Source organism: Bacteroidetes Order II. bacterium, from assembly GCA_016788705.1.
Lineage (GTDB): Bacteria > Bacteroidota > Rhodothermia > Rhodothermales > UBA2364 > UBA2364.
The window spans coordinates 138552-158437 of sequence record JAEUSQ010000059.1 but is presented as its reverse complement, the minus strand read 5'-3'; the positions used below and the strand labels follow the sequence as shown (position 1 = coordinate 158437).

At 47.4% G+C, this 19886-nt stretch carries 17 protein-coding genes; 12 read left to right on the top strand and 5 right to left on the bottom strand.

Annotated elements, in window-relative coordinates:
- Window positions 1-117: 117 nt before the first annotated feature.
- On the top strand, window positions 118-756 hold the full coding sequence (locus JNN12_15790) for an MBL fold metallo-hydrolase (protein MBL7979798.1): 639 nt from the start codon (window positions 118-120) through the stop codon (window positions 754-756).
- Here the strand turns inward: JNN12_15790 and JNN12_15785 are convergent.
- Entirely contained in the window at window positions 751-1557 is an 807-nt protein-coding gene (locus tag JNN12_15785) for a sugar phosphate isomerase/epimerase (protein MBL7979797.1), read from the bottom strand. The genes JNN12_15790 and JNN12_15785 overlap by 6 nt on opposite strands.
- 218 nt (window positions 1558-1775) lie before the next feature.
- On the opposite strand from JNN12_15785, the gene JNN12_15780 reads away from it, so the two are divergent.
- Together JNN12_15780 and JNN12_15775 are read left to right on the top strand one after the other, a co-directional pair.
- Window positions 1776-3254, top strand: coding sequence for a hypothetical protein (locus JNN12_15780; GenBank protein ID MBL7979796.1), 1479 nt, complete (start codon window positions 1776-1778; stop codon window positions 3252-3254).
- 204 nt (window positions 3255-3458) lie between these two features.
- Window positions 3459-3764: a DUF4342 domain-containing protein gene (locus tag JNN12_15775; protein MBL7979795.1), complete on the top strand. Its 306-nt coding sequence runs from the start codon at window positions 3459-3461 to the stop codon at window positions 3762-3764.
- A 55-nt stretch (window positions 3765-3819) separates the two neighbouring features.
- Here JNN12_15775 and JNN12_15770 read toward each other — a convergent pair whose 3' ends face one another.
- Together JNN12_15770 and JNN12_15765 are read right to left on the bottom strand one after the other, a co-directional pair.
- Window positions 3820-5082, bottom strand: a complete 1263-nt coding sequence (locus JNN12_15770; protein MBL7979794.1) for an MFS transporter — start codon at window positions 5080-5082, stop codon at window positions 3820-3822.
- Between the two features lie 134 nt (window positions 5083-5216).
- On the bottom strand, window positions 5217-6131 hold the full coding sequence (locus JNN12_15765; protein ID MBL7979793.1) for a branched-chain amino acid transaminase: 915 nt from the start codon (window positions 6129-6131) through the stop codon (window positions 5217-5219).
- A 508-nt stretch (window positions 6132-6639) separates the two neighbouring features.
- Between JNN12_15765 and JNN12_15760 the strand changes: the two genes are divergently transcribed.
- Entirely contained in the window at window positions 6640-8412 is a 1773-nt protein-coding gene (locus JNN12_15760) for a glycoside hydrolase family 3 C-terminal domain-containing protein (protein MBL7979792.1), read from the top strand.
- Window positions 8413-8490: 78 nt separating this feature from the next.
- On the opposite strand, the gene JNN12_15755 is transcribed toward JNN12_15760, so the two are convergent.
- The gene (locus JNN12_15755; GenBank protein ID MBL7979791.1) at window positions 8491-9174 is read right to left on the bottom strand and encodes a ribulose-phosphate 3-epimerase; all 684 of its coding nucleotides are present in this window, start codon (window positions 9172-9174) and stop codon (window positions 8491-8493) included.
- Window positions 9175-9356: 182 nt separating this feature from the next.
- Between JNN12_15755 and JNN12_15750 the strand changes: the two genes are divergently transcribed.
- The 3 genes from JNN12_15750 to JNN12_15740 all read left to right on the top strand — a co-directional run bounded on the left by JNN12_15750 (window position 9357) and on the right by JNN12_15740 (window position 14477).
- Window positions 9357-9992 carry an NUDIX hydrolase gene (locus tag JNN12_15750; protein MBL7979790.1) on the top strand — a complete coding sequence of 212 codons (636 nt, stop codon included), beginning with the start codon at window positions 9357-9359 and terminating at the stop codon, window positions 9990-9992.
- Between the two features lie 220 nt (window positions 9993-10212).
- Entirely contained in the window at window positions 10213-11628 is a 1416-nt protein-coding gene (locus tag JNN12_15745) for an alpha-L-fucosidase (GenBank protein ID MBL7979789.1), read from the top strand.
- Between the two features lie 509 nt (window positions 11629-12137).
- Entirely contained in the window at window positions 12138-14477 is a 2340-nt protein-coding gene (locus JNN12_15740; protein MBL7979788.1) for a hypothetical protein, read from the top strand.
- Between the two features lie 97 nt (window positions 14478-14574).
- On the opposite strand, the gene JNN12_15735 is transcribed toward JNN12_15740, so the two are convergent.
- Window positions 14575-14805, bottom strand: coding sequence for a hypothetical protein (locus JNN12_15735; protein ID MBL7979787.1), 231 nt, complete (start codon window positions 14803-14805; stop codon window positions 14575-14577).
- A 218-nt stretch (window positions 14806-15023) separates the two neighbouring features.
- Here JNN12_15735 and JNN12_15730 point away from each other — a divergent pair, with 218 nt between their 5' ends.
- The 5 genes from JNN12_15730 (at window position 15024) to JNN12_15710 (ending at window position 19879) form a co-directional block, all read left to right on the top strand.
- The gene (locus JNN12_15730; protein MBL7979786.1) at window positions 15024-16268 is read left to right on the top strand and encodes an aminotransferase class V-fold PLP-dependent enzyme; all 1245 of its coding nucleotides are present in this window, start codon (window positions 15024-15026) and stop codon (window positions 16266-16268) included.
- A gap of 137 nt (window positions 16269-16405) precedes the next feature.
- A complete protein-coding gene (locus tag JNN12_15725) occupies window positions 16406-16624 on the top strand; it encodes a hypothetical protein (protein MBL7979785.1) in 219 nt (72 codons plus the stop codon).
- A 522-nt stretch (window positions 16625-17146) separates the two neighbouring features.
- Window positions 17147-17392, top strand: a complete 246-nt coding sequence (locus JNN12_15720) for a PqqD family protein (protein MBL7979784.1) — start codon at window positions 17147-17149, stop codon at window positions 17390-17392.
- On the top strand, window positions 17389-18471 hold the full coding sequence (locus tag JNN12_15715; protein MBL7979783.1) for an ATP-grasp domain-containing protein: 1083 nt from the start codon (window positions 17389-17391) through the stop codon (window positions 18469-18471). The genes JNN12_15720 and JNN12_15715 overlap by 4 nt, the downstream gene beginning before the upstream one ends.
- A 49-nt stretch (window positions 18472-18520) precedes the next feature.
- Window positions 18521-19879, top strand: a complete 1359-nt coding sequence (locus JNN12_15710; GenBank protein ID MBL7979782.1) for an alanine racemase — start codon at window positions 18521-18523, stop codon at window positions 19877-19879.
- The last annotated feature ends 7 nt before the right edge of the window (window positions 19880-19886 follow it).

The window sequence follows — 19886 nt, the reverse complement described above, 5'->3', positions numbered from 1 at the left end:
AAAGGCGTATGTCGTGCAAAATCTTTGAATGAAGACTTGAAGAAGGCTATTAAAGAACGTCCTTGAAAAGCCCTAATTTCTCTTCGTTTTTCTGAAATCCATTTTGATTCCCACCTCATGCACCTTCAACGCTTTGTAACAGGCCCATTCCAAGAAAACACCTTTGTCATCCATGAAGGAACCGATGCCGTTTTGATAGATCCGGGTTGCGCCACCACTACCGAGCGTCGCCGTGTTTTAGATTACATCAAAGGCAATACGCTCGAAATCCGGCACATCTTACTTACACACGGCCACATTGACCATATTCTGGATCTCAAGTTCTTCTGCGATCATTTTGAGATGGGTTATGAGATGCACGTCGAAGACCTGCCGATGATCACCGAAGCAGAACGAATTGCACAAAAGTACGAGATGCGGATTGCCGTCCCCGATCCACCGTTTCGCTTTTTGACCCCGTCAGACACCATCCAACTCGGAACTACCACTTGGCAAATCCGCCATACACCAGGGCACTCCCCTGGCTCCATCTGTTTTTGGGACGATAAAAACGGATTTGTGGTGGCGGGGGATGTCCTCTTTGCTGGTTCTGTTGGGCGTACAGATTTATGGAAAGGCTCGATGCAGGTATTAACCAACAGCATCCGAACCCAACTCTATACGTTGCCTTTGGAAACTGTGGTTTATTGCGGACATGGACGAGAGACCACCATAGGTGCCGAAATGAGTACCAATCCGTTCGTAAAAGGCTTATAAGGCCTTCTTTTGGGTTATTGCGCGGATCATGTGGATCAGAGCTGTGGCAGAATGAAGTCCGGTTGGTCCTTTGGGTTCTGTAAATACTTCTTGCACCAGTAAACCACGAAATCCAGCTTTGTAAAGAATGTCCAACATTTCGGACAGATTCAGGTCTCCTGTTCCCAAGACCTTCTCTTTCCATCCGGAAGATTGGCCAATGCCGTCGCGCAGTCGCACCAGTTCGGTCCTACCTGCCAGATTCTGGGTAGCCGTTTTTATGTCCTCGCCTAGGCGTATGGCGGTGTATGGATTCCAAGCGCCCCGAACATGGGGATGATTGACGCGAGAAAGTAATTCGGCAAGTTCTGCTGATGTGCCCGCTATTCCTCCTTGTTCGTTTAGAACGGCCAAGGTGGTATTGGCCTTTGCTGCTCGGTCTCCCGCCTTTTGTAGCACCTGAACAGCCTTTTCTATCGCCGATAAACGTTCTTGTGGGGTTTCTGGCGCGGTAAAGGCAGATACCTCAATCAGAGGACAGTTCATCTTTTGGGTAAACGTCAATACCTCATCTAATAAAAAGAGATCGTTCATCCATTGTTGAGTATGAAAAACAGACGATTCAAAAAGACCGGGTGAAACAGCCATAACTGGCATTTCGGCTTCTTCGAGGTGGTGCCGGAGTCGAGGAAGGTTAAGATGAGGTACTCGCCCCTTTTCTACTGTTCTGAGCATTACCCCTTCAAGCCCCCAGAGCATGGTGTAATAGAGGGCACGTTCGGGATCTGGTGTGACGGTATCGGTCAGTAAAATCGGTATCATATTGTAAAAACGAGGCTGTGGGTGAAAATAGAAGGCGTTGGGGAAAATTGGCGATTATTTTTTTAAAATATAAGTTACTGTTTTTAAAGTATTTATTGGTTATTATCGGTTTGTTTGGTAAATGGGTTGAAGTGTTTATGGCCAGAATATTGGTTTTTGGAACGACAATTGCTGCTGGTCTAATCAAACCCCAAAGTCACTCATCAATCTACTGCCGTTTGAAAACCAATTTACAAATAGCGCTTGATGCTTTTCAAGAAATAGAGCAGAACCTCGTTAGAATCAAACGGGCGCTTTGGGTAGGAGGCATGTTTGCCGTCGGGACTGCGCCCATTTTTCTTTATATGTCTGCCGACCTCCCGACTCCTCCGCTGCGGCAGTCGGCCATTTATTTTTTGTTGGTGCTTTCCTCCTACCTGATGTATGGCAGCTTTACCTATCGGAAATTGGTTTATTTAAACCGCTATATCCGTTTAGAGCAACGATTTTTGCACCACCATCAGGCCGAAGACGGACTCTGGCAAACGCTTGGCAATCCCGAACACTTATGGTCACCCAGTTATACCTTTCAGTTTCTTCGGGCAGAACTTCAGCGGTATCTACCGGATAATTCTGCCGCAACCAAGTCACCTGACAAATGGTGGAGGCTTCAGCGCCGGAAAACGCCTCATCCACTTTTACCCACAGAACACTTCGATCAGACGCTGGGGCAGTTGTGTCTTCCGTGGATCAATCTTTCTCTGGCATTTTGGGCAAGTATGGTTTGGATCATGTACCGGACTCCTGCCCGGATTCCTGATCTGATCTGGCAAAACTATGCAGGTTGGTTTGCGGCCTCGGTGCTGGTGCTGGTTTTGGCATTGGGGTTTGAAGTGTGGGGGATTTATAACCGCATCCGGCTCTATCGTTCGTTCCCCTTGCTTCAGAAGGGCATGACGAGTTTTGCAATGGATGTCTTGCAAACAGTCCCCAATCTATTGCCGGATTGGTCTTCCCCAATAGATCAACTTGAAGATAAAAAGGAAGTAGAAGTGCTTCATTTACAACACATTGGGAAGACAAAAATTTCTGTTCCAACCCGTCGCTCCAAGCCTGAGCATCGTCAACTGCGGGTGGTGTCTGCGGAAAAGAAAGTACCCGTAGCAACGCCCCAGCCAGAAGAAGTACCCAATCTCTTCATTCCATTGGATGTTTTGCTTACCCTGCCGACGGCGGAAGTATCGTTGGAGCCAGAGCCTAATAGCCTTTCCGAACATTTTACCTTATCCGTTACACCGGAAAAGACATTGCCCTCGGTTCCTGAAGCAGAACCGGATACAGAGGTGCAACATTGGGTGTTTGAGATGGATGAAGAACCGGATACCATGACTGATGATTGGTTGCCCGTACCAGTATTTGGCGGGAAGCCGATGCCTATTCCACAAGCCGTTGCCGAGGAATGGCCTCGGATCCCGGAACGTCATTGGGGAGATAGCCTTTCGACAAAGAAACCTATTCTGCCTCATGAAGCGTCCAATCCAAAAGAGGTCTTGTTTATCGGGAAATTAAGTGCCAATGCGGCTGGTCAGGCCGTGATAACCATGCAGCCTATTAGCCAGGGAGACCATTTAGCGAATCCACCTTCCTTGCTACCAGAAATTGAACCCGATCCCGAAAGGCAATTGCCTTCTTTTTCTTCTCTTGCGGATTTGGTGTAGATCTGTTTTTGGGCGATGCTGTTCCAAATGCACACCACTTTCGGTGCTAGCCAGCGGCAATAGTTGAAAAAAAGTCCATTTGGTAACAGTCGTTCAGACGTTGGTGTTTTAACACTTCTTTGGATCTTGATATTCCTGATTGCATCTTCTGGGGATATAGGGACGTAGGGTACATTGTTATTCAAAACCAAAACTTATACCAATATGTCACACGCAAAAGAACGCATCAAACAATTAGAAATTAAAGGCAATGAACTGGTCTCAAAAGTAAAAGAACTCATTGAAGAGGGCAATACGCGCAAGATCATCATCAAGCGGGAAGGTAAAGTGCTCATGGAAGTACCGCTTTCGTATGGAGTAGGAGGCACATTGATTGCCGTTGCATTTGCTCCGATCCTTGCTGCAATTGGTGCTTTGGCTGCTTTGGTATCGGATGTAACCTTGGAAATTGTACCAAACCAGTCGGATGATTTGCTGGAAGGGAAAAATGATGATGCAGAAACTAATTAAGGTTTTGCAAAGTAGTTGTAATGAAGCCATGTTCCATAGAGGGATGTGGCTTTCTTTATGGTTCAGATTGGGTCATTTTTTGGGGCAGAGGGCCTAATGATGCCCGGATTCGGAGGATGTATAAAAGAGCACCAATCATGATAAACCCTCCAAATAAGCCTGGCCCAATACCCCCAACTTGGGCCAAAAGAACCCCACCTAAAATCGGAGCAAGGATTCGGGTAAGGCTATCATATGAAGCGCCGATGCCCAAAATTTGTCCTATTTCGTGTGAATCAACCGATTTTGTGATGAGCGAGTTGATCATCGTACCGGTCAGCCCCATCCCAATGGCAAAGCAGGTAATGGCCACCAACAAAATTGGAATAGTGGTGGTAAACGCCCAACCAAAAAGTCCTAAAATCAAAAAAAGCGTACCATACAGTAATAACTGCTGTTCAGGATAGCGTTTCGAGAGAAATCCAATCATACCACCCTGCATAATGGCTGTAGAAAAGCCGACGTAAGTTAAAACATAGCCTGCATGTTGTGCGGAAAGTGAGAGGGGTGTGCCAGAAGCGTACAAGGAAAAAACAGCCGGAAAGATTCCTGCTGCAAGGGTCGTCCAGATTTTTAGCCGAAACAAAGGCCCCACTTTTGGCCTTATTAAGGTGTGCCACATGGTTCCAAATCCCAATTTAGGGCGAGGTGCCTTTAGAATGGCTGCTCGTTTTTCATTGGTTAAGGATTCTGGCAAGAAAAGATAGACCATCATCAGGTTAAATCCCGAAACCGAAAAAGCGACCCAAGCGGGGACAGTGTATCCCCATTGACTCAAAAAGCCGCCGGCTGCTGGACCAAGAATGAAACCTAAGCCAAAAGCAGCCCCCATCAAACCCAAGCCTCGTGCGCGGTTTTGCTCGTCCGTCACGTCGGTTATATAGGCTTGTGCCACCGAGATATTGCCCCCTGTCAGTCCGTCTAACATCCGACTAAGGAAGAGCAAAATCAAAATCAGCTTGTGTGCTCCAGCGGTGTTTTCATCTCCCAAAACAAAAAAACCGATGGGTTCTGCTAATGCTAAAATGATAAACCCCAGTGCCGTTCCTGCCACGCTGGTGAGTAAAATGGGCCTACGCCCCCGAACATCTGACCATCTACCCAAAAGAGGAGCACCCACAAATTGTAGTAGGGCATAAGAAGCCACCATCAGGCCAATCACCACTTCGCCAGCACCATACGTCTTGGCGTAGTAGGGAAGCAAAGGTAGAATCAGGCCATAGCCCAAGACATCCACAAAAAGGATTAGAAAAATGGTTAACAGTTGACGATTTTGCATGTGACGTGGGTTGGCACAAAAAATAAATCAGATAAAGGACATACCCAATCTACGCCTCATTTTGTCAAAAACCATACGTGGGATTGCATTATTAATACAATCCCACGTCTAATCATTCGTATCTGAAAAGAAGTTTATACCCCTGGAACTGGCGTAAGCCAACCATAAGGGTCTTCTCCACGTACCACAACATCAAAGAATTTATCCTGAATCGCGGCGGTTAGTGGGCCACGTTTACCGGAACCGATTTTGTAATGGTCCACCGATCGGATGGGGGTGATTTCGGCGGCTGTACCTGTAAAGAATAGTTCATCTGCAATGTAGAGGGCTTCGCGAGGGATTTGACCTTCTACCACCTTCATGCCCATCTCCTTCACGATGGTAATAATGGAGTCGCGGGTGATACCGGGCAAAATAGAAAGACCTGTTGGGGCGGTATAAAGAACCCCGTCTCGGATAATAAACAGGTTTTCTCCACTGCCTTCGGCTACATAGCCGTTCACATTTAGCATAATGCCTTCGTCAAAGCCTTTCAAGACCGCATCCATTTTTACCAATTGGGCATTCAGGTAGTTACCACCAGCTTTGGCAAGTGCTGGGAAAGTATTCGGCGCCATTCGGTTCCAGTTTGCTACCTGTACATCCACACCGTTTTCTAATGCCTCGGGGCCAAGGTAAGCCCCCCACTCCCACACAGCAATCATGGATTCTACTGTGTTCTTGAGGGGGTTTACGCCTAGTGAACCCATACCACGCCAGACCAGTGGGCGGATATAACACGCCGAGAGCTTTGCTTCTTGTATGGTTTGGATAGCGGCTGCGCAAAGTTCATCCTGTGAATACGGTATTTCCATGCGATAAATCCGTGCGGAGTCCACCAAACGGCGCATATGCTCTTCTAATCGGAAAATGGCCGAACCTTTCTCGGTGCGATAGCAGCGGATTCCTTCAAAAACGGAGGAGCCATAATGCAAGGCATGAGACAGTACATGAACAGTCGCCTTTTCATAGGGAATGAGTTCCCCATTAAACCAAATTTTGTGTTCCATTGTATTGTGTCTTAATTGTATCGCCACTAAGGGGGCAAAAATTCATTTCAAGACCAAAGGTAATATGTGGGGGAAGTCGGATGAAAGCCGCGAGGCATCCGTGATTGCGTTTTTTTGAACAATTCGTCTGTTCAGAAAACCCAACACCTTGTATTAAGTTGAAGACAGTGTGGATTTTTGTCAATATGTTAAAAAAAAGCTTCCATGTTTATTTTTTTAAGTTTCTGGCAATATTTTTGTATTTTAGTGGGGTGCTACCTTGTTGTAAATTAATGTTCCCCCATTCCTCCCCCTCAGGTATTCGTTTTGCAGGATGTCGGCTTGGTGACCGACGGTACAACTTTTTGCGTATGTCCTTCATCGAAGAAAATACCCCCGGTTGTCTGCAAAGTCGGCAAATTTTTTATAACCTACCAAGCCGGAGCCTGCCATGGAGCGCACCTGCCCTCGTTCTGTTTTTCTTGTTCTTTTAGTACTTATCGGTTTCAATGAGGCTTTTGCAAATGTCATGCCTCGTCGGACCGCCCATCGAGACGCAGCCGCCCGTCTGGAAGCCCGTCTTCGTGAAATGACCCTTTCTGAGAAGTTAGGTCAGTTGTTGCTTATTGATTATAATGTTGCAGCGCTTCCGGGCGGATTAAAGACGCCGGATCAGGCGGTTCAGGAATTACACATTGGGGGCTTTTGGATTCAGAAGAAAATGAATCCAGACCAACTCCGGCGTTCAATTGCACGTTTACAAAACAGCAGCGCCATCCCACTTTTTTTTGCAGCGGATTATGAGCGGGGGGCAGGCCATAACGGCAATGTGTTAACAGAACTACCTTCCAGTATGGCAATTGGGGCCACCCGCGATCCACGACTGGCCGAGCTTTCCGGACGTGTCGTAGCCAAGGAGAGCCGTGCCTTGGGGGTAAATGTGGTTTTTGCTCCAGTTGCGGATGTAAACAACAATCCTCAAAACCCGATTATCAATATTCGGTCTTATGGAGAAGACCCGCAATTGGTAGCGGATATGTCGGAAGCATTTGTACGGGGGGCAGAACGTGGTGGACTATTGACCACCCTGAAACATTTTCCTGGTCATGGCAATACGGCGACCGATACCCATTCCGATCAAACAACGGTTCCAGGCAATCGTTCGGAGTTGAACCGTACTGAATTGCGGCCCTATCACCAGATTTTGCGGTCGAAGACCCCTCCTTCGTTTGTGATGACGGGCCACTTAGCTGTGCCGGGGCTTGATCCTTCGGGTGCGCCAGCCACTTTCAGTAAAACAATGCTTCAGGGGATTTTGCGGGATGAAATGGGCTATGATGGGTTAATTATCACCGATGGCATCAATATGGGTGCGATTACAAAACACTACTCTTTTGATGAAACCATTGTCCGGCCGATTGAAGCAGGGGCGGATATTGTGTTGTTACCTACGAACCCACGGAGGGCGATCGAGGCATTGCGGACGGCGGTTTCCTCTGGGCGTCTCACGGAAGACCGGATAGATGAATCCGTTCGCCGGATTTTACGTGCCAAAGAACGGATTGAGATCCCACGTGCATTAACATCTGACACGGGTTATATGGCGGGTACCATTGCCATGGAAATAGGGTCTGAAGGCCCAGAGTTGGCCCAAGTGATCGCCGATCGTGCAGTAACAATGCTGAAAAATGAAGAAAACACATTGCCCCTTGCCGAGCATTCTCGTGTAGCACTTGTGCAACTTACTTTCCAGCGTACCACCAGTGGATTTGGAGATGCGATGAGTGCCCTTTCGCGTGGACTTTCCGGGGCAGGACATACGGTTTCGGAATGCCGGGTGATGGCGGTTTCAAAATTGTGCGATGCCAAAAATACGACGGTTTCGGGCATTATGAACCAAGTAGGCCAATCGGATGTGGTGATTATGAGCCTTTACCTACGACCGAGTGAACGTCGTGGGAATGTGGCTTTGAACGCAGACCAAGCCTCGCTTGCTCGTCAAATTCTGGCATCGGGCAAAAAAGTGGTTGTTATTACCTTTGGAAATCCTTACATCATGGATGAATTCCGGAATGTAGATGCTTTGGTTGTAGGGTATGATCAAGCCAAGCATACGGCTAAGGCCATGGCGCGCTTGTTGGCGGGCGAATTACGGGCAACGGGCAAACTCCCCGTTTCGTTGGAATATTTTGGATTTGGGACCAACTTAGGAGCAGCACAGGCGCCGGGGCGTCCGCAGCCTTCGGAGTCTGTTCGTCAGTGGGTCCCGGCCAAGCCTGAAGCAGTACTTAGAACGTTTTGAGTTGTTTGATGGACGTATAGATTTGCCTCCTTTTTTACGAGAAAGGAGGCTTTTTTTGTGCAAGTACATTTGTGTACTTTATGCCCCACTCATTACCCGTTTGAGATACTCCACATTTTTTTGAACAGGGTTTGGGCCACCAAAAACGGCATTTCCAGCCACCAAAACATTCGCTCCAGCATTAATCAACATGCGGGCATTTTGCGCAGTAACGCCGCCATCCACTTGTAAATACGGGGTTAAGTGTAGGGCATTGAGGCTATTCCGAAGCCTGCGGATTTTATCGGTTGCGGAAGGAATAAATTTCTGACCACCGAAGCCCGGATTGACCGACATGATGAGTACCAAATCTACATAAGGCAATATTTCTTCGATAGAGAGCAAGGAGGTTGCCGGGTTAAGGGTGATCCCAGCTTTTAGGCCAAGGTCTTTAATGGCGTGGATGGTACGATGAAGGTGTGGGCAGGCCTCGACATGAACCGTCAGAATATCGGCTCCGGCATCCGCAAAGTCTTTGAGGTACCGATCCGGTTGTTCAATCATCAAATGCACATCCAACAATGCCCCCGTCTCGCCTTTAAGTGTCTGGAGTGCCCGAACGATTAAGGGACCAATAGTGATATTGGGCACAAAATGGCCGTCCATCACATCCACATGTAGCCAGTCCGCGCCAGCCTCTATGGCTTCCTGACAATGCGCACGGAGCTTTCCGAAATCGGCGGATAAAATGGATGGCGCGAGCAAGGGGGGGGTGTTGTGCATCTCTTAAAGGAATGGTTTTGAAATACAGTCACAAAATAACAACACATTGGTCAACTGATTTCGAGATTTCAAGAAGTCCGATGGATGGCATGATGAAAAAAATGTGGGTAACATTAATCGTGTTAAGAGGTGGCATAGCCCCTTCTTTTCCTTTATTTTGGAAAAAAACTGTATAACAACTGATGTATTATTACTTTCCTATTGCCGACAGCGAATTAGATACCATTCGCAAAACTGGTTTAGCCATTTCTCAGCCCCTGTTGGACAATCCTGATGTGTTAGATCGGGTGACAACTCCCATATTGGTGGTACCGAAACAAGTGGTTCGCCTTGGTAGCACCTTTCTTGCACCAGATCTTTTCCTAAACCTTCATCCTTACCTTCCTGCCCGAAACGTGGTGGCAGCAGGAGGATATGTGGTTCGGAATAAGGATCACGGGCGCGAGGTATTGATAATGTTCCGGCGGGGTGCTTGGGATTTACCCAAGGGCAAACAGGACAGCGGCGAAACCAACGAAGAAACGGCCTTGCGCGAAGTGGCCGAAGAAGTGGGGGCGCAATCACTTCGTATTGTGTGCTCGCTTGGATCCACCTTGCACGGCTATGTGAACCGCTTCAAGCATTGTTTTGATGTCAAAACGACGTATTGGTTCTTGATGACCGCAGCCGATACCCCGTTAGTCGCACAAGCCGAGGAGGAGATTGAAGCCCTAGACTGGATTCCGGTACCTGAATTACCCAACCGCTTGAATTACGAGACACTCTGCACCCACGCCCGTCGGTGGTTGGATGCGTTATTGACCGCTCCCATAGATTGAGCCGTGGTGTATGAGGTGTAGAATAGGGCGACTCTCGTCCGATTGATTGGGAGGCGTTTCGTTTTGTATGGGTTATCCACTTTGCTTCCTTCGTCCGCTTATCGGCGCTTTCTGCTACGCAACAAGACAAGGAGTGTACCGCGAGTCATAAAAAACTATATAAACTTGTTTGCACAGCATCTAATAAATATGTATTTATGTTTACAAACCTAAAACGCTTATGAAACGTCTGTTCCTTATCTGTATGCTGTTGCCTGTATTGGCGGCGGCCCAGCATTCTAAATCTTATACCCCACCGGACGACCCATTGGTACAGGCAAAACTCACTGAGTGGCAAGACCTAAAGTTTGGTCTGTTGATGCATTGGGGGACGTATAGCCTATGGGGGATTGTGGAATCGTGGTCCCTCTGCCCCGAAGACGAGGGCTGGACCGTTCGCCGAGGGCCATTTTCAACCAATTGGTACGAATATAAAAAGGCTTACGAAAATTTATCCACACAATTTAACCCAGTAAAATTTAATCCAGAAAAATGGGCGGAGGCAGCAAAAGCGGCAGGAATGCGCTATGTGGTTTTTACGACCAAACACCACGACGGCTTTTCGATGTTTGATACCAAACAAACGGATTATAAAATTACCGCGCCACAAGTGCCCTTTTCTTCCCATCCTCGAAGCGATGTGTCAAAAGAAATTTTCGCGGCATTTCGTCAAAAAGGGTTTATGGTGGGGGCGTATTTTTCGAAACCAGATTGGCACAACGAAAACTTCTGGTGGCCCTATTTTCCACCCAAAGACCGTCATGTTAACTACGATATTAAGCGCTATCCCGAGCGCTGGGAGCGCTTCAAGGATTTTACCTACAACCAAATTGAAGAACTGATGACGGGCTATGGGAAGATGGATATTTTGTGGTTAGATGGTGGTTGGGTGCGGCCACAGTCGAGTATAGATTCTTCGATTTCTTGGCAAGCGAGTGTGCCGTTTGGGCAAGATGTGGATATGCCGCGCATTGCAGCGATGGCACGTAAACATCAACCGGGACTGATCATTGTGGATCGTTCGGTTCCGGGATTGTATGAGAACTATACCACGCCCGAACAAGAAGTGCCTGAAGAACCACACGATTTTCCATGGGAAACCTGTATGACGATGGCGGGGTCGTGGTCTTATGTGCCTAATGATACTTATAAGCCTGCCCGAAAACTCATACACCTATTGGCAGATATTGTGGCTAAAGGAGGGAATTTTTTACTAAACATTGGGCCAGGGCCGGATGGAACTTGGCATGACGAAGCCTATGTACGGCTACAACAAATCGGGAGTTGGATGCAAGTAAACCAAGAAGCGATCTATGGTACAAAACCCATTGCCCCTTATGTGGAAAATCAATGGCGGTTTACCACCAAAAAAGATGCCTTATATGCTATTTATTTGGCCAAAGAAGGCGAAAAGATGCCAACATCCTTTACGATCGCGCATTTCTCACCGCCGAAAAACGCGGAACTTTTCCTGCTGGGCTATACCAAACCCTTAAAGTGGAAGATTACCGTTAATGGAACCGTCATTGCAATTCCGCCAACCTTGCAACAAAATCCGCCAACAGACTGGGCGTGGGTGATCCGTATGAAGCGTTAAAGTACGTTTCGGGGCGATATAACCTGTTTTGTTCACTACTGTCGGTGTTGCCTCTGAATTAAACCCTGCTTTTAAAAGGGGAAGTGCGTACAGATCGGTCGCCGTGTCAATGGGTTCATTCTTCGCTATCGGTATAGGTCACTTGCCTTTGTCTCTGGCAGGTCACTATTTTTTTTGTTACCAGTCCAGAAATATCCGCAGGAGCTTTCTCAAGGTGGTAATATGCCTAATATGCCCCCTTCTCCTTCGTGTATTTTAAAGCATGAGCATATAGGATAAAGCAGTTTCTGAAATTTACCCATAGAGCAGCCTTTATTTATCGCAAAAAAAGTTGGCGAACATCGCATAAACACTATGTTTAAACCTTGATGTTTGTGTGGAAAAAACGTTCATTCTTGTAAAAGAAAACACTACACAAAATCATGACGTTATGGTTTTTTATAGATGAAAAATGTCTTATTTTTAATTAAACAGACCTTTCTCTGGTTTACACCTTAACCACCATTCATATGAACAAAATCTTTTCTTATACATCACGTTTATTTTTTGTCATCCTTTTGGCGGGTTCCAGTTGTGCGCTTTTGCAAGCACAAGTTTCTGGATTGAGCTACACCTTGTCTCCTTCGGGAGAATACGTCCGTTGGCATCCTGAATTGGGTCTACAAAAGGCGCCTTTGTTGGGCGGACAAGTAGGATTTGGCTTTGGTGAATTTATTGAACTACGGGCCTTGTACCTGTGGAATAATAAAATGGAAACAGATTGGGAAAATGTGATAGGGCTTGCCACTTTCCAAAAGAACGAATTGGGGACACAAGTACTATCATACCGAAAAGTGGGCGGCGATCTTCGCTTTAATTTATTGCGCGGAAAGGTATTTCCCTTTATAAATCTTGGCGCGGGTGTTCAGACGTTTCGTCCATCTGGCGATGATGGCCGTTCTGTCATCTACCTCAATGCTGGTGGTGGGCTTACAGTAAGCTCCATAGATCGGCTTACGTTCTCCCTTTATGCACGAAATACCGCATTTCGTCTGAACCCAATTGCCACGTTTGTGGATGTACAGACCCTAAAGGAGTTAGACATAGATGCGGCTGTTACAGAACGGCGGAGTTTTACGAACTGGAGTGCAGGTGCTTCGTTTGCATTGTACCTCGGTGGACGAAAATCGGGTCAATTGACCAAGGTGGACCGCGAGATGATGCGGCAATTTTCTGGTGGATTCTCTGGATTGAGTGTTCCTGCCCATGCGTTCTTTGGTAAACTGGACTTCTCGGATAACCTCCCTTTCCGGAGTACGCGATTGGCTGGTGCAAATGCAGGACTTAACTTTGGACCTTTGATCGGGATACGGGGATTTTACTGGCAGAGCATGAAAGAAGAGGCGTGGAAAAAGGACGACTTGCGTTTGTACGGAGGTGAACTGAACTTTCGTCTGAACGAAGGACAAGGCATAACTCCCTACTTAGCAATGGGTGGTGGATTGATAGACGTGGGACAAAATTATCTTGGAAAAAGTGGTCTGACGCCTGACGATACGCCTTTTGTGATGGGTGGTGGTGGGATTACGATTCCTATTGGGCGGTTTGTGGAGCTGAATGGTGGCGCAAGAGTCCTTTTGGCAAGCAATCAGGATTTGGATCGCTTGGATCAACCAGATCAACTCCAAACCAATTGGATGTATCATGCCGGAATCAACCTGATCATTGGCCGAAAGCCCAATAAGCCCAACGTTGTGCGGAAAGACCAGGTTGAATCCGACCGTGCCTTGGCGGAACAGGCGTGGCAGGCGGAGAAGAATGCCTTGCGTGCTTCCTATGAGGAAAAGATGTATTCACTCGAAGTGGCGATTGCCCGCGCCGAGGCCCGTGGCGATTCGTTGGCTGCCCTACATCTCCAAAAAGCCCTTCAGGAGACCCGCGCCATGCACGATGCGGTTCCGTTGACGCCGATCAAACCCGTAGATGTGCTGCATCGCGCCACAACGCCTGTTGCTACACAAGGTCAACCGCTTCAAAAGGGGGAACAGAAAAATGGCATTCGGGAAAGTACAGAGGGACGTGTAATCACGTTGCCCGTTTTGGAAGAAGGCGAGGTTTATATCCGCTTTGGAAAATCACCTGCTACCATGCGTCCCGTGATTGACGGAAAAACGTCGCCCTCCGATTCTGGATGGTTGGTCAAATTGCATAAGTTGGAGCGGAAAGTGGACTCTTTGCAAACCTTGTTGGCCAAACGAGATACCCTACAACGGAAAATCATTATAAGCCCAGCACCGGTCATTCTACGGATGGATCATCAGCAAGGAACTCCTCCTGCCGATCCTGCACCTGTGCCGTCGGTCTCGGTAAAAGGCGTGGCTATGGACAAAGCATTCGCAACAGAAAAGACGGCTGTTACAGATACATTGGAAGTTGTAACGCCCGTTCCTCCTAAAAGAAGGGTTCATTTTTTGGAAGGCCGTGTTTTGGCTGGTTTGGGTCTTGGCGCACACCAAAATGGCGTGCAATTGGGTACCCAGGCATGGTTTGCGTTGATGGGAACAGCCCTCAAAATTGTACCTGAATTGGTGTATAATACGGGTAGCCGCAATGGTATTGGTGGTTCGTTGAATGCAGTGATGGGGTTACCTAACCTTAAAGCCCGTCCCATTGCGCCTTTTCTGGGAATAGGATATGGCGTCCGATTTATTGAAAATACCAGTGGTACTGGCCGGGAGTCGTTCCGTGGGCTAAACCTAATGCTGGGCGGGGAGTTGAAATTCAGGAAGGCAAATGTCTTTATCGAAGTCTCTACATTGCGGCTGTTAGATTACGCCCGAATAGCCCTCGGCTATCGGTTTGATTTTTAAAAGACGATGACATCCAGCCCCCAGTCTCCAAACTTGGGAGAGATGGGGGGCTGATGTCATAAAAATTCATCTCAAAAGCCTCAAAAGCGTTCCTGTATTAAGGTTGTGGCGTTTTCCCGCGGAAGAAGACCGAAAGAACCAGTAATACAAATGGAAATCCATGATAGACCAAGTCAAACCAATCTAAAGCCGTCATGCCAATGGCGCCACCGGCTACCCACCGTAGTTTTCCCCAAAGGTGTGGTTCTGGATAAAAAGGGGCCAAGCCCAAGGTGAGGCACATGACCAAAGCAATTTTCCAGTCGAGGTACTTAAATAGGGTTTTCATAGGGTGATATTTGGTTGTAATGACTTGATAGAACAACTTGAATTCTTGTAGAGCCATTCGGTTCCTGCTGATTGTTGTAAAGAAATCATGGAGTGTTTTACCTTTCAAAAAGCAAGACATCTATCTTAGTCCCACAATACCAATGGTGTACACACGCCACCTGTTGGTGTACACACGCCACCTGTGTGCGCTACCATCCAAGAAGAGGTTCATTACACATGAAGCGACGAGATTTTTTTACGCATCTTGGTATGGGGTCTGCCCTTATGGCCTCGTCGGGGGCTTGGATGCCAAATACCAATCAAGCAATCCTTTCTTTGCAGTCTTGGGAAGAGGTACGCAAACAGTTTCCACTTCAAGGTTCTCGTGTCTATTTTAATACGGGTGGTATTGGCGCTGCGCCTTATTCGGTTATTCAGGCGGTACAAGATGCCCTGCTTCGGTATCAGACACTTGGGGAGCCGGGTCACGATGTTTTTGCGGCTACCCATGCGCCTTTGGCTGGTTTTTTGGGGTGCAGTCCGGAGGATTTGGCCTTGAATCGTAATGCCACGGAGGGAAATAGCACAATTGCTTTTGGGTTGCGTCTAAAACCCGGAGATGAAGTGATTTTGGACAACGAGGCACATCCGGGTGGCGCCATCCCTTGGATGGTTTTGCAAAAGGAGTTTGGTATCAAGGTTAAGGTTTTTACCCCCTCGCCTACAAGTATTTCGCAAAACATCAAGGCTGTGAAGGCATTGTGGACGCCCAAAACCAAAGTCGTACAAATCAGTCATGTTACCTCGCCCTCCGGAATTCGTATGCCTGTTCAGGAAATTGGGGAATGGGTACGCGAAAAAGATATCTGGCTTCATGTGGATGGGGCACAATCGGCAGGCATGTTTCCTTTTAATCTTAGAGATTTGCAATGCGACTCGTTCGCGGCCAGTGCGCATAAATGGATGCTGGCCCCGCATGGGATTGGTTTTTTGTGGATAGATCCGGCCCGTCGAGACCGTATTATTCCCACCGATGTGGGAGCATACTCTAATGGGGATTACGAATTGCCCCACACACTCTCGTATCATCCTACAGCCCAACGGTATGAGGCGGGTACGCAAGACGAAACGAAAGCAGCGGGGCTTGCAGCGGCTATTGCCTTTCTGAACCAGTTGGACATGCGTCAGGTGGCCAATCACGGCTTTGGCCTGGCGCGGTTTCTGAACCAAGAACTACGTAGTTTGTTACCGGTTGAGGTACTTTCCCCGACTAACCCACTTTTGGCCAGTTCTATCACCACGTTCCGGCCAAAAGCAGGTGATACGGGTTCATTATTGACCTATTTGTCTAAAAATGGTTTTCGTGTCCGTTCGGTTACGGAGGCCAACCTGAACGCCATCCGTGTTTCCACACACATTTATAATAGCATGGAAGAGTGTATCCAGTTGCTTCAAGTAATAAAGGCGTATTGGAAGGCATAGAAAATCGCCCCGATTCAGGGTGTTTTCGTCGCCTCTAAAAGCCTAAGCACATCCACTTAAGCAAAAAACGATTCAGGATCGGAACCTGTTTGGGTGGGAAACGTTTGGTATGCCAACGATAACCAAGCCTATATCTTATGTTACCTGTATTGTTTGCAACCCTGCTCATTCTGGGCGTGGCGTTTGCCCTGATGAGCGTCCGCGTATTATTTAAAAAAGATGGCGAATTTCATGGTACCTGTGCCACAAACAATCCGATGTTGAACAAAGAAGGATTGGCCTGTGGGGCCTGCGGCCGAAAGCCAGAAGAATGTGACCGCCGGAAAAATAATGCGATTTCGCTTCACACAAACTAAGATTCTTAATCGTCACGTTGTTTTATCCACAATGGTTGTGATGATCCATTTGTAGGATTTCCTGATCTCAAAAGATTTTAGAATATCACCTAAATAGCAGGGGAGCGTCTTGGTACGGCTCCTTTTTTTGTTTTAGTACCGTATGTGAGGGGCCAAAATCGGGTATTAATCCGCCTAGCATCGGTTAATAGATTCGCCACTTTACACCCGATAGAACCCAACGGGTTCCAATGTTCCCATGTTTATAACCAATGGCATCCTACATACGAGCCGTATCCATTGCTTTGAACCAATTTCTACAAACATCTAAAATCCCTATAAACATCCAATCTCTTTGGGATTGAAATAAACGTGCATTCTTAATTTTTGCCCGTCTTGCATTGGTATGGCGCCTTCAAATAAATGTTTGTGACAATTTTGTCATACATTATCGGGACTTGTGTAGGTACTTCTAAACCATCTTTACTGTTTATGTTCGTTTCTTATAACCAGAAACGCTAAACCATCTAAACCCCTAAAGCCATGACCATAAATCCAAATGTAGCCGTTAGCGAAGGTGGATTCGTCTTTCACGCCGAGCGTGGTGACTCCTTCTCGGTCAATCCGGTTGGAGCGGAAATTCTCCGGTTATTGCGACAAGGCCAAACCACAGCCGAAGTGGTGCGGGAGATTGAGCATCGGTATGATGCCGATCTTGCCACTATCGAGAAAGACGTGTCCGATTTTTTTGACGTATTACGCCACTATCAAATCTTGGAGGCATCATGAGCAAGCCCCTTTATACCATCGCTGTTACAGGTCTCAATGCCATAGACAGTCCAGGGCCGGGTATTTCCGTTATTCGGGCACTTCGTGAAAGTACTTATTTTGATGTACGGATTGTGGGATTGGCGTATGAAGCCTTAGATCCTGGGATATACATGAACGAATGGGTGGATGTAGTCTATCAGATTCCTTATCCCTCTAATGGCCATCAGGTGTTGTTAGACCGTCTTTTGGTGATACACGAGCAAGAGCAAATGGATATGATTATCCCAACATTGGATGCCGAAATTACTGGATTTATTAAACTTAAATCTTTTCTTTCGGATATGGGGATAAAAACGTTTTTACCAACGTTGGCGCAATTTGAGGAGCGGTTCAAGCATCAGCTGAACCAATTTGGCGAAGCGCACGGGATTCTGGTTCCATACTCCGAAACAGTTTATTCAATTCCGGAATTCGTAAAAACCCTTCGGACGTTTGAATATCCTGTGGTTGTAAAGGGCAAATACTACGAAGCCTATACCGCCCACTCGGAGGCCGAGGCCATTCAGTACTATTACAAACTGGCTGCCAAATGGGGGACTCCAGTGGTCGTGCAAGCGCACATTACGGGTCAGGAGCTAAATGTGACGGCTTTGGGAGATGGAAAAGGGGTGCTGATTGGGGCGGTAGCCATGCGCAAGACCTACATCACTCAGGCGGGAAAAGCTTGGGCCGGAATCTCTATCCGTGATAACGTCCTATTAAAGATGGCCGAGCGGGTTATGCACAAGACAAAATGGGCAGGGGGCATGGAGTTGGAACTGATCAAAGAAGAAAAAACGGGTAAGGTGTACCTGATCGAGATCAATCCCCGCTTTCCTGCCTGGGTATATCTTTCTGCTGCTTGCGGACAAAACCACCCCGAGGCCTTGGTTCGGCTGGCGTTTGGTGAAGAAGTGCCGCCAATGGTGGGTTATGAAGTCGGAAAAATGTTTATCCGCTACGCCTTTGATATGATCTGTGAACTTCGTGACTTTGCGACATTCTCTACACAAGGGACGCTGGAACATCGTCCAAAACTTCAGGCGTTTTACTGGTAATCCTACCAGATCATTACCCCCGCTTCTTAACTTTCAAAATAGCAATACGATGTCTAAACTAAGATATGAACGTCCGATAATCCGGATGCTCAACAGTACCATCACCCAAAAGTTTGGGGCTTCTCCAGGGTTCAAGCCTTTTACCCATATAGATGGCATGGCCGTCAAAGAGTTAATCGCCGATTATGGCTCTCCGTTATTTGTGATTTCCGAGCGGACCCTGCGCCAAACCTATAAAGCGGCCTACCGTGCATTTTCCACCCGTTATCCCAAAGTGCAATTTGCGTGGTCGTATAAAACCAATTACCTGAATGCGGTTTGTCAGGTTTTCCATCAAGAAGGTTCTTGGGCGGAGGTGGTTTCTCGGTTCGAGTTTGAAAAAGCCTTGCGAAATGGTGTTCCGGGCAATAAAATTATCTTCAATGGTCCGGAAAAAACCGAAGATGATCTGAGAACGGCGGTTCAGCATGGTGCTTTAATTCATATAGACCACTTTGATGAACTGAATATGTTGTCTATGGTGGCCGTTGAACTGGGCATCAAGCCAAAAGTGGCGATTCGTGTCAATATGGATACGGGTGTGTACCCCACCTGGGATCGTTTTGGGTTCAACTATGAATCTGGACAGGCAATGGAAGCCGTTCAGAAAATTATGACAGGCGGCATTTTGGAGTTGCTGGGTTTACATTGTCATATTGGCACCTTTATGCTTTCGACAGATGCTTACCGAATAGCAGCGGAAAAATTATCCAAACTGGCGCTTCATATCGCCGAACACTTTGGGCACTCGCTCTCGTATCTGGATCTGGGTGGGGGGTTTGCCACCAAAAATACCTTGCGTGGGGCCTATTTGAATGGGACAGATGCGGCGCCTTCTTTTCACGACTATGCCGAGGCCATTACAGATGTCTTGCTGAATGCTGGATTTCAGGCAGGGCAATTACCCACCTTAATCTTGGAAACGGGAAGGGCACTGGTGGATGATGCAGGATATCTTTTGGGATCGGTTATTGCCAATAAACGGCTCTCGGATGGTCGCCGCGCCACCATATTAGACTTTGGTGTCAACATCCTTTTTACCGCTTTTTGGTACGAACATACCATTTCGACAGCGCAAGCCTGCGGCCAATATGGAGAAGATGCCGTATTATATGGCCCTTTGTGTATGAACATTGATGTGATCCGCGAGCATATTAAACTCCCACCCCTCAACCGAGGAGATCAGGTGGTGGTACATCGGGTTGGTGCCTATAACATGACACAATGGATGCAGTTTATCACACTGCGCCCGAATGTGGTGCTATTGGATATGGATGGGAAACCACACATTATCCGTGCCGCCGAGACCTTAGACGACCTCGTCATGAACGAATCTACTCCTGAACACCTGATGGAATTGGTCCATTAAAAAAACA

Excerpts from the sequence above, each read along its gene's own strand:
- JNN12_15725 (MBL7979785.1), top strand. The coding sequence starts at position 16,406 with ATGTTACCTGTATTGTTTGCAACCCTGCTCATTCTGGGCGTGGCGTTT.
- JNN12_15785 (MBL7979797.1), bottom strand. The coding sequence starts at position 1,557 with ATGATACCGATTTTACTGACCGATACCGTCACACCAGATCCCGAACGT.
- JNN12_15740 (MBL7979788.1), top strand. The coding sequence starts at position 12,138 with ATGAACAAAATCTTTTCTTATACATCACGTTTATTTTTTGTCATCCTT.
- JNN12_15755 (MBL7979791.1), bottom strand. The coding sequence starts at position 9,174 with ATGCACAACACCCCCCCCTTGCTCGCGCCATCCATTTTATCCGCCGAT.
- JNN12_15760 (MBL7979792.1), top strand. The coding sequence starts at position 6,640 with ATGCCTCGTCGGACCGCCCATCGAGACGCAGCCGCCCGTCTGGAAGCC.
- JNN12_15765 (MBL7979793.1), bottom strand. The coding sequence starts at position 6,131 with ATGGAACACAAAATTTGGTTTAATGGGGAACTCATTCCCTATGAAAAG.
- JNN12_15775 (MBL7979795.1), top strand. The coding sequence starts at position 3,459 with ATGTCACACGCAAAAGAACGCATCAAACAATTAGAAATTAAAGGCAAT.
- JNN12_15715 (MBL7979783.1), top strand. The coding sequence starts at position 17,389 with ATGAGCAAGCCCCTTTATACCATCGCTGTTACAGGTCTCAATGCCATA.
- JNN12_15710 (MBL7979782.1), top strand. The coding sequence starts at position 18,521 with ATGTCTAAACTAAGATATGAACGTCCGATAATCCGGATGCTCAACAGT.
- JNN12_15735 (MBL7979787.1), bottom strand. The coding sequence starts at position 14,805 with ATGAAAACCCTATTTAAGTACCTCGACTGGAAAATTGCTTTGGTCATG.
- JNN12_15745 (MBL7979789.1), top strand. The coding sequence starts at position 10,213 with ATGAAACGTCTGTTCCTTATCTGTATGCTGTTGCCTGTATTGGCGGCG.
- JNN12_15750 (MBL7979790.1), top strand. The coding sequence starts at position 9,357 with ATGTATTATTACTTTCCTATTGCCGACAGCGAATTAGATACCATTCGC.
- JNN12_15720 (MBL7979784.1), top strand. The coding sequence starts at position 17,147 with ATGACCATAAATCCAAATGTAGCCGTTAGCGAAGGTGGATTCGTCTTT.
- JNN12_15730 (MBL7979786.1), top strand. The coding sequence starts at position 15,024 with ATGAAGCGACGAGATTTTTTTACGCATCTTGGTATGGGGTCTGCCCTT.
- JNN12_15770 (MBL7979794.1), bottom strand. The coding sequence starts at position 5,082 with ATGCAAAATCGTCAACTGTTAACCATTTTTCTAATCCTTTTTGTGGAT.
- JNN12_15790 (MBL7979798.1), top strand. The coding sequence starts at position 118 with ATGCACCTTCAACGCTTTGTAACAGGCCCATTCCAAGAAAACACCTTT.